8 protein-coding genes are annotated in these 8,698 nt (G+C 72.0%); 1 reads left to right on the top strand and 7 read right to left on the bottom strand.

Features of this window, described 5'->3' with window-relative positions:
- Positions 1-112: 112 nt before the first annotated feature.
- From ACFXDJ_RS23355 to ACFXDJ_RS23325, 7 genes are all read right to left on the bottom strand, one after another.
- Entirely contained in the window at positions 113-589 is a 477-nt protein-coding gene (locus tag ACFXDJ_RS23355) for a hypothetical protein (protein ID WP_384662179.1), read from the bottom strand.
- A 68-nt stretch (positions 590-657) separates the two neighbouring features.
- On the bottom strand, positions 658-1,530 hold the full coding sequence (locus ACFXDJ_RS23350) for an ATP-binding cassette domain-containing protein (RefSeq protein WP_384662182.1): 873 nt from the start codon (positions 1,528-1,530) through the stop codon (positions 658-660).
- Positions 1,515-2,483: an ABC transporter ATP-binding protein gene (locus ACFXDJ_RS23345; protein ID WP_384662185.1), complete on the bottom strand. Its 969-nt coding sequence runs from the start codon at positions 2,481-2,483 to the stop codon at positions 1,515-1,517. The genes ACFXDJ_RS23350 and ACFXDJ_RS23345 overlap by 16 nt, the downstream gene beginning before the upstream one ends.
- Positions 2,480-3,394 (bottom strand): ABC transporter permease, encoded by a 915-nt coding sequence (locus ACFXDJ_RS23340; RefSeq protein WP_384662188.1) that lies wholly within the window; start codon positions 3,392-3,394, stop codon positions 2,480-2,482. Before ACFXDJ_RS23340 ends, ACFXDJ_RS23345 begins: the two co-directional genes overlap by 4 nt.
- Positions 3,391-4,368 (bottom strand): ABC transporter permease, encoded by a 978-nt coding sequence (locus tag ACFXDJ_RS23335; protein ID WP_384662190.1) that lies wholly within the window; start codon positions 4,366-4,368, stop codon positions 3,391-3,393. Before ACFXDJ_RS23335 ends, ACFXDJ_RS23340 begins: the two co-directional genes overlap by 4 nt.
- Positions 4,365-6,029: an ABC transporter substrate-binding protein gene (locus ACFXDJ_RS23330; protein WP_384662193.1), complete on the bottom strand. Its 1,665-nt coding sequence runs from the start codon at positions 6,027-6,029 to the stop codon at positions 4,365-4,367. Before ACFXDJ_RS23330 ends, ACFXDJ_RS23335 begins: the two co-directional genes overlap by 4 nt.
- A gap of 50 nt (positions 6,030-6,079) precedes the next feature.
- Positions 6,080-7,774 (bottom strand): amidohydrolase, encoded by a 1,695-nt coding sequence (locus ACFXDJ_RS23325; protein WP_384662196.1) that lies wholly within the window; start codon positions 7,772-7,774, stop codon positions 6,080-6,082.
- 127 nt (positions 7,775-7,901) lie between these two features.
- Between ACFXDJ_RS23325 and ACFXDJ_RS23320 the strand changes: the two genes are divergently transcribed.
- Positions 7,902-8,600, top strand: a complete 699-nt coding sequence (locus tag ACFXDJ_RS23320; RefSeq protein ID WP_384662199.1) for a TetR/AcrR family transcriptional regulator — start codon at positions 7,902-7,904, stop codon at positions 8,598-8,600.
- The last annotated feature ends 98 nt before the right edge of the window (positions 8,601-8,698 follow it).

The raw sequence follows: 8,698 nt of genomic DNA, 5'->3' as shown, positions 1-8,698 counted from the left end.
TGTTTTGCGTCTCGAGTTGTCCGCGCCGTGTCTCTTCGCGTGTTTGGGGGGGGGGGCCTGGCCCGGCACATACGGAGCGGCCCCGGCCCGGACCGGGCCGCCCCCGAGCGCGCTACTTCGCGTCCCACTTCTCCGGGACCGAGCTGGTGACGACCTCGCACACCGCCGGCTCGCCCGGGGCCGGCGAGGTGCCCGAGGCGACCTCGCGGACGCCGTCGAGGAGGATCCGGCACGAGGCCACGGCGCCCTTCTCGGGCCGCACCTCCACCCGGGCCTTCTCGCCGACGTTGATCACCGTCTCCTGGCTCCAGGGCAGCGCGACGGGCCCGACCCGCTCGGTGGACACGCCCTCCTTGTACCGGTCCAGGTTCCGGCCCCAGAAGATCTCCCGGGCCTGCGCCGTCTGCCCGTTCGCGCCCTTGGCCTCGTACGTCAGGGACCAGCCCGCCCCGCCGATCGACTTCTTGAGCCAGGTCAGGTCGCCGCCGAGGACGACGACGCCCGCCACCACGACCAGGGCCGCCCCCACCGCCATCCACGCGCACCCGTTGCCGCCGCCACGTCCGCCACGCCTCGCTGTCCTGTCCATGCGTTTCACCGTACGGGGAGGGACACACGGAGCTCTTAGGATCAAAGTAGGACTTTGTGCGCGCCGTGTCATACCCCAGGGGGACCCCCCGTCAGCGGATCGAGTTCCCGGCGCCGCCGGCTGATCGAGTCGGGGTCCCATCCCGGGTGGGGCACGGACGCCCGCAGCAGCTGGGTGTAGGGGTGCCTCGGGGAGGCGAGCAGTTCGGAGACGGGGCGGTGCTCCATGGTCCGGCCCCGGTACATGACCAGGGCCTCGTCGCAGACGTAGCGGACGACGGCCAGGTCGTGGCTGACGAAGACCAGCCCGATGCCGGTGTCTCGCCGGATGTCCGACAGCAGGTTGAGCACCTGCGCCTGTACCGACACGTCGAGCGCGGACACCGCCTCGTCGAGCACGAGGACGGCCGGGTCCACCGCCAGCGCCCTTGCTATCGCGGCACGTTGGCGCTGCCCGCCGGAGAGGTGGCGGGGCAGCGCGGCGGCCTCGCGTTCGCCGAGCCCGACCTGGGCCAGCAGCTCGGCGACCCGCCGCGCGCGGGCCTCCCGGTCGTGGGACCCGTGCAGTCGCAGGACCCCGTCGATGGTGGCGCCGATGCCGATCCGGGCGTCCAGCGAGAGGTAGGGGTCCTGGAAGACGATCTGGACCGCCTTGGCCCGGGCGAGCCGGGCCGCCCTCCCCCGTACGGATCTGGCCAGGGGCTCGCCCTGTACGAGGATCTCGCCCGAGTCCGGGTGTTCGAGGCCGATCAGCATCCGTGCCGTGGTGGTCTTGCCGGAACCGGACTCCCCGACGATGCCGAGCGCGCCGCCCGGGCGCAGGGAGAAGGACAGGCCGTCGACGGCGACGACCTCCACGCCGCCGGTGCGGTAGGTCTTGCGCAGGTCCGTCACCGTCAGGAGCGCCGGCGCGGGATCGGTGGTGGTCAACGTTCCTCCCATATTTCGGCGGCGCGGTGGCAGGCGACCCGGGCCGGACCGTGCTGCTCCAGCGGCGGCGCGGACCGGTCGCAGCGGCCGGGTTCGGCGAAGCGGCACCGGGGCGCGAAGGCGCAGCCGGGTGCGGATTCCAGCAGGCCCATGGGGGCGCCGGGGATGGGGGTGAGGCGGGCGAGCGGCCCTTCCAGTGGCGGGGAGGAGCCGAGGAGGCCCGCGGTGTAGGGGTGGCGCGGGGAGGTGAAGAGCTCCGTCACGGGCGCCGTCTCGACGATCCGGCCCGCGTACATGACGTAGATCCGGTCGCTGGACGCGGCCGCGAGCTCGATGTCGTGGGTGATCAGGAGCATTCCCAGGCCGCGGTCGCGCTGGAGCCGTCCCAGGATGGCCAGGATCTCGGCCTGGGTGCTGACGTCGAGCGCGGTGGTCGGTTCGTCGCAGAGCAACAGCTCGGGTTCGGTGGTGAGGGCCGCGGCGATCACCACGCGCTGGAGCATGCCGCCGGAGAGCTCGTGCGGGTACTGGCCCAGGTGCCGGACGGGGTCGGGCAGGCCGACCGCGGTGAGCAGTTCGGCCGCCCGGGCGTCGGCCCGGTCCCGGGACCAGCCGTGGACCAGGCGCAGCGGTTCGGTGAGGAAGTCCCCGACGCGGCGTACGGGGTTGATGGCGGCGCGCGGGTCCTGGTAGATCATCGACGCCTTGGCGGTGCGTACCGTACGCAGGCTCGCGGCGTCGGCGCCGACCAGGTCGGTCCCGTCCACGCGGACCCGGCCGCCGAGCTCCGCGCCCGTGGGGAAGAGGCCGAGGGCGGCGCGGGCGGTGACCGATTTCCCGGAGCCGGATTCGCCGACCAGGGCGACGACCTCCCCGGCGCAGACGCTCAGGCTGACGCCGTCCAGGATCGGGCGGGCCATCGAGGGCAGTGTGACGGAAAGTTCCTCGTATGCGAGCAGTGTCATCGGGAATCCCTCCCCGCGAGTCGGTCGCCGAGGCTCTCCCCGACGACGTTGAATGCGACGACGACCAGGACCACCGCGAGGGCCGGCGCGATCGCGGAGAGCGGCCGGCCCTGCAGCACGGCCGTCTGCCCCTGGTTGATCATGGCGCCCCAGTCCGGTGTCGGCGGCTGTACGCCCAGGCCCAGGAAGGAGAGGGCGGCGAGGTCGAGCAGGGCGTACCCGAAGTTCACCGTCGACTGGGCGAGCAGGGTCGGGGCGATGTTGGGCAGCACCCTGCGCACGGTGACGAACAGGGCGGAGTGGCCCTGCACCCGGTAGGCGGCGACGTAGGGGCGGGCCTTCTCCCGCACGGCCAGGGCGCGTACGAGGCGTGCGGTGTACGGCATGTAGGCGATGGCCATGGCGATCACCGGGGCCGTCATCCCCTTGCCGAAGAGGGCCACCGCGAGGATCGCCAGCAGCAGCGCGGGGAAGGCGAAGAGCACGTCGAGCACCCGGCCGACGAGGGTGTCGATCCAGCCGCCCCGCCAGGCGGTGAACAGCCCGACGGCGATGCCGGTGACGGTGGAGAAGCAGACCACCGCGAGGGGCCCGGCGAGGCTGGTGCGGGTGCCGACGATCAGGGCCGAGAAGGTGTCGTGGCCGCCCTGGTCGGTGCCGAGCCAGTACTCGGCGCTCGGGTCCAGGAGGGTGTCGCCGAGGTGGCCGAAGGTCGGGTCCTGGGGCGCGAGCCAGGGGGCCAGCAGCGCGACCAGGACGAACAGGGCGAGGAGGAGCAGGCAGATCCGGTGGAGCGGACCGCCGCCGAGGGTGCGCAGCCGGGCGAGCGGGCCGCGCAGCGTCCGGGGCTTCGCCGCGGTGCGCGGGGCCGTGGGAGCAGGTGTGGGTGTGGGTGTGGCCTGTGTGTTCATCGGGCGCTCCCCGCTGCCGTGGTCCTCGGGTCGATCAGGGGTTGCAGCAGGTCGACGAGGGCGTTGACCACGACGAACGCGGCCACGACCAGCAGCACGATGGCCTGTACGACCTGGAAGTCCAGCTGGTCCACGGAGGTCACGAGCAGTGATCCCACTCCGGACATGCCGAAGGCCGTCTCGACGATCGCGGTGCTGACCAGCATTCCGGAGACCAGCAGCGCGGAGACCGTCACGATGGGTCCCAGCGCGTTGCGCAGTACGTGGCGCCGGATCACGGTCCGCCGGGGCGCCCCCCGGCTGAGGGCGACCTCGACGTGCTCGCGCCGCAGTTCGTCGAGCATCGCCGAGCGGGTCACGCGGGTGACCAGCGCCACGAAGGTGACGGACAGGGCCGCGGCCGGGAGCACCACGTGGTGCAGCCGGTCCAGTAGGCCGCTGCCGTTGCCGATCGTGGGGAACCAGCCGAGCTGGACCCCCAGGACCGAGCGGAGCAGGAGCGCGGCCACGAAGGCGGGTGCGGCGGCGCCCACCGTGACCAGGAGCATCAGGGAGCGGTCGGTCCGGGTGCCGCGGCGCAGCGCGCCGACGATGCCGGATCCGACGCCGACCACCGCGATCATCAGGGCGGATACGCCGATCAGCAGCAGCGAGGAGGGCAGGCGCGACCAGATGACCGAGCCGACGTCCTGGTGGAAGAGGTAGGAGCGGCCGAAGTCACCGCGCAGCACCCCTTCGAGCCAGTGCCAGTACCGGACCAGGAAGGGGTCGTCGAATCCGTACTGGGTGCGGATCGCGGCGAGTTCCTCCGGGCTGGGGCTGCGCCCCTTCACCAGGAACGCGGCCGGGTCCCCGGGTGCGAGGAAGAGCGAGGAGAAGACCAGGAAGGAGGTGACGAGCAGGGTGGCGGCCATCCCGGCGAGTCTGCGCAGCACCCGGACGGTCCGGGCCGCCGCGGTCGCCGCGGCCGTCATCCCTTGGCCCCGATCTCGGCCGCCCAGGGGTAGTACAGGTAGGCGATGGACGGCTGGACGCCGGTGATCCGCTTGCCCATGAAGACGCTCACGGGCTGGGTGTACAGGGGCAGCCAGGGCAGTTCCTGGAGGGCGATCTTCTGGGCCTCGGCGTTGGCCGCGGCGTGTCCGGCCGGGTCGTAGGTGCCGATGGCCCGGTCGACGGCCGCGTCGAAGGCGGGGTGGGACCAGTTGCCGTAGTTGCTGTACGCGCCGGTCTGCAGCGAGCCGTACATGTCCAGCGGGTCGGTGATGGAGGTGTACCAGAAGGTGAGGAACAGGTCGATGCCCTCGCGTGCGGCCGGGTCGGTGAAGAGGGTCGTGTACTTCTCCGCGGAGACGGAGTCGATCTCCGGCTTGAGTCCGATGGCCGTGGCGGCCTGGGCGACGGCCTGGGTGATGATGGTCGTCTGGGAGTCGAGCGGGCTGGTCGCGATGACGATCTTCTGGCCGTTCACCCCTGCTTCGGCGGCGAGCGCCTTGGCCTTGGCCGGGTCGTACGGGTACTTCGGCAGGTCCTTGAGGAGTCCGTCACGGGTAGCGGCGGGAGCGTCGGTCCAGAGGTTGTCGGTGACCAGTGAGTCGGCGACTTCGCCGACTCCGCCGGCTCCCGCCTTGACGATGCCCTTGCGGTCGATGGCCATGAGCAGGGCGCGGCGCACCCGGGCGTCGCCCAGCGGGCCCTTGAGGTTGCTGACCACCTCGTCGGCGACGCTGGTGTTGCGGCCGAAGTAGAGGGTTCCGGCCTGGCCCGTGCGCAGTTGGTCGTACGCGTTCGGCGGGACCATCCAGCCGCCGTCGACCTCGCCGCTCTGGAAGGCGTTGACCCGGGTCGTCGGGTCGGCCAGGAAGACGAACTTCGCCTGGCCCGACTTGGCCTTGAGCTCGGGGTTCCAGTAGCCGTCGAACCGCTTGAGGGTCAGCGACTGGCCGGAGGTCCAGGAGTCGAAGGAGAAGGGGCCGGTACAGTTCACGCCGGTCTGCGGATTGCCGTAGTCCTTGCCGGACTTGGCCAGGGTGGCGGCGGACTCCACGGTGCCGGGGCTGGCGGCCAGGTACTTGTTGAAGGTGGAGTCCGGCTTGGCCAGGGTGACGGTGACTTCCATCGGCCCGGTCCGCTCGACCGACTGGACGTTGCGGAAGGGGTAGGCCCAGACGCTGGCCGTCGCCGGGTCGAGGTTGCGGCGCAGCGAGGCCACCACGTCGTCCGCGGTGAGCGCGGTCCCGTCGTGGAACTTCACGCCGGGCCGGATCTGGTAGACCCAGGTGGTCGGGGTGGGGTTGGCGTACGAGGCCGCGAGGTTGGGCGAGGTCGTCAGGTCGGGGTTCCAGCGGAGCAGGCTCTCGCAGACGTTGGCGAGGATCTGGTTCGGCGGGTAGTCGAACGAGTAGGCGTAGTCGATGGTGGTCGGCTCCGCGAAGAGCGACCAGGTGAACGAATCCACGTTGCCCGCGGCGGCGGGGGTCTTGTCCGTGATCCGGTACGCGGTGGCCGCATCTTTAGCCGGGTGGGCGGAGCCGCCGCACGCACTGGTGATGAGCACCGCGGCCGCCGCGAGGCCGGTGGCCAGGGCGTGGCGGATCCGTCGGGGCCGGGCCGCTCTCGAACGGGCTGATGGCATCGTCTGACTCCTGAGGGGTGAGCTGCGAGAGGGGTACGTGGTGCGGTGGCTCAGTGCGCTGCGCGGAAGACGAGCTCGCCGTCGAGGTAGGTCCGGATCACCCGGGTCTCGGCGATCTCTTCGCTGGGGTGCTCGAAGGGGTTGCGGTCGAGGACGACGAGGTCCGCGTACTTGCCCTCCTCGACGGTGCCGGTGACGTCGTCGAGGTGGTTCGCCCAGGCGCTGCCGGCGGTGTAGGCGGTCAGGGCCTGGGAGAGGGTCAGGGCCTGTTCGGGGAAGAACGGCGGGCAGGGTTCGAAGGTCCCGGGCGCGTTGGGCGCCTCGTCGGGTACGGCCCGGTTGACGGCGACGTGGATGCCCCAGAGCGGGTTGGGGCTGCTCACCGACCAGTCGCTGCCGGCGACCAGGCGGGCTCCGGCGCGCTGGAGGTCCCCGAACGGGTACTGCAGGGCCGCTCGTTCGGGGCCCAGGAAGGGGATCGTCAGCTCGTCCATCTGCGGTTCGTGCGCGGCCCACAGCGCCTGGATGTTCGCGGCCGCGCCCAGGCTCGCGAAGCGCCCGATGTCGTCCGGGTGGACGATCTGGAGGTGGGCGAGGTGGTGGCGGTTGTCGTTGGGTCCGTTGGCCGCGAGGGCCTGGGTCAGCGCGTCGAGCACCTCGCGGACGGCGCGGTCCCCCAGGGCGTGGAAGTGGATCTGGAAGCCGGACCGGTCCAGGACGCCCACCGCCTCGCCCAGCACCTCCGGGTCGATGAAGCTGAGCCCGGTGTTCCCGGTGGCGCAGCCGCATCCGTCGAGGTAGGGCTCCAGCATGCCGGCGGTGAAATTCTCGGCGATGCCGTCCTGCATCATCTTCACGCTGGTGGCCCGGAAGCGGCCCACCTGGCCGGTGCGGCGGCGCTCCTCCAGTTCGGGTATCTGTTCCAGACCGCGCTCGCGGTCCCACCACAGGGCGCCGACGACGCGTGCGCGCAGGGAGCCCTCGCGGGCGGCCCGCAGATAGACGCCGAAGTTGTCGGGATTGCCGGGGAAGGCGCCGATCATGGCGTCCTGCCAGCTGGTCACGCCGAGCGAGAATAGGTGCTCCTGCGCGGCGAGCAGGCCCGCGTGCGCCTCGTCCGGCGTGGCGATGGGCACGTGCCGGGCGACCAGGTCCATGGCGCCCTCCTGGAGGGTGCCCGCCGGGCTCCCGTCGGGCTCCCGCTCGATCCGGCCGTCCGCCGGGTCGGGGGTGTCCCGGTCCACGCCGGCGAGGTGGAGCGCCCGCGTGTTGACCCAGGCTCCGTGACCGTCGCGGTTGGTGAGCATGACGGGCCGGTCCGGGACCACCTCGTCGAGCATGGCCTGGGTGGGCGTGCCGCCGGGGAAGACGTCCATCGACCAGCCGCCGCCGCGGATCCAGGCCGCCCCGGGGTGCGCCCCGGCGTAGTCGGCGACCACCTTGAGGTAGCCGTCGATGGTGCGTTCCCCGCTCAGGTCGCAGCTGAGCATCTGTACGCCGGCCACCGCCGGGTGGACGTGGGCGTCCTGGAATCCGGGGACCAGCAGTCCGCCCGCGAGGTCGACGACCTCGGTGTCCGGGCCCACGAGCGAGCGCACCTCCGCCTCGTCCGCGACGGCGAGGATCCTGCCGCCCGCTATGGCGACGGCGGCGTCGACGGGAGCCGGCCCGGTCCCCGTGAAGACCTTTCCGCCCACGAAGACGGTGTCGGCCCGCTGTGTGACCCGCTGGCTGCTGTTGGACATCGAAGCATCCTCCGGCTCGGCGGGCGAACCCGCACGGCTTGTTGTTGAGGAGGAGTGAACGGGAGCGCAACAATGTTGTCAACGGTGTTGCGCTCGCTCTCTTCCACATCGTTACACTGGCCGCACCATGCCGAAGTCATCCGACACCCCCGCCCGGTCCAAGCGCTCGGGCAGCCAGCTCACACCCGACGCGATCATCGAAGCGAGCCTGCGCATCGCGGCCCGCGGCAGCGAGGACGCCTTCACCGTCCGACGGCTCGGCGAGGAACTGGGCGCCGACCCGACAGCGATCTACCGGCACTTCCGCGACAAGGACGAGCTCCTGCTGTCCGTCGCCGACCGCACGCTCGGCGAGGTGCTCGACAGCATCCCGGAGGGCCTCGACTGGAAGGGGCGGCTGCGGGCGCTCGCCGACGGCTCCCTGGAGGTCGCGCTCAAGTACCCCGTGGTCGGCTCGACCATGGCCAGCCGGACCACCCGGCGCACGAACGAGTTCCGGGTGGTCGAGCTGATCCTCGGCGCGGTCATGGAGGCCGGGCTCGACGGGGCCGAGGCGGCCGTCCACTACCGCATGGTCGGCGACTCGCTCCTCGCCTTCGTCGGCCAGCGCGCCGCCTACCTCCTCTTCGACCAGGACATCCGCGAGGCCGACGAGTCCTCCTGGAGCCGCGAGTACCGCCTGGTCGACGCCCAGGGGTTCCCCAACATCACCCGGCTGAGCGCGGAACTCGCCGAGGTGACGGACGAGCAGATCTTCCACACGCGGGTCGAGGCGCTGCTCACCGCGATCGAGACCCGGGCCGCGGCTCTGCGCCGGGGGGCGTAGCCAACACCGCCGAGGGGGGGGGGGGGGCCCCCCCCCCCCGCCGCCGCGCCCACCCGGGCGCGCCACAACCCGGGGGCGCACCCCCCAGGAAAACACCC

The sequence above is a fragment of the Streptomyces sp. NPDC059443 genome (assembly GCF_042750105.1).
Classification (GTDB): domain Bacteria; phylum Actinomycetota; class Actinomycetes; order Streptomycetales; family Streptomycetaceae; genus Streptomyces.
The sequence above is the reverse complement of the archived record's forward strand: the minus strand, read 5'-3'. Positions and strand labels throughout refer to the sequence as shown.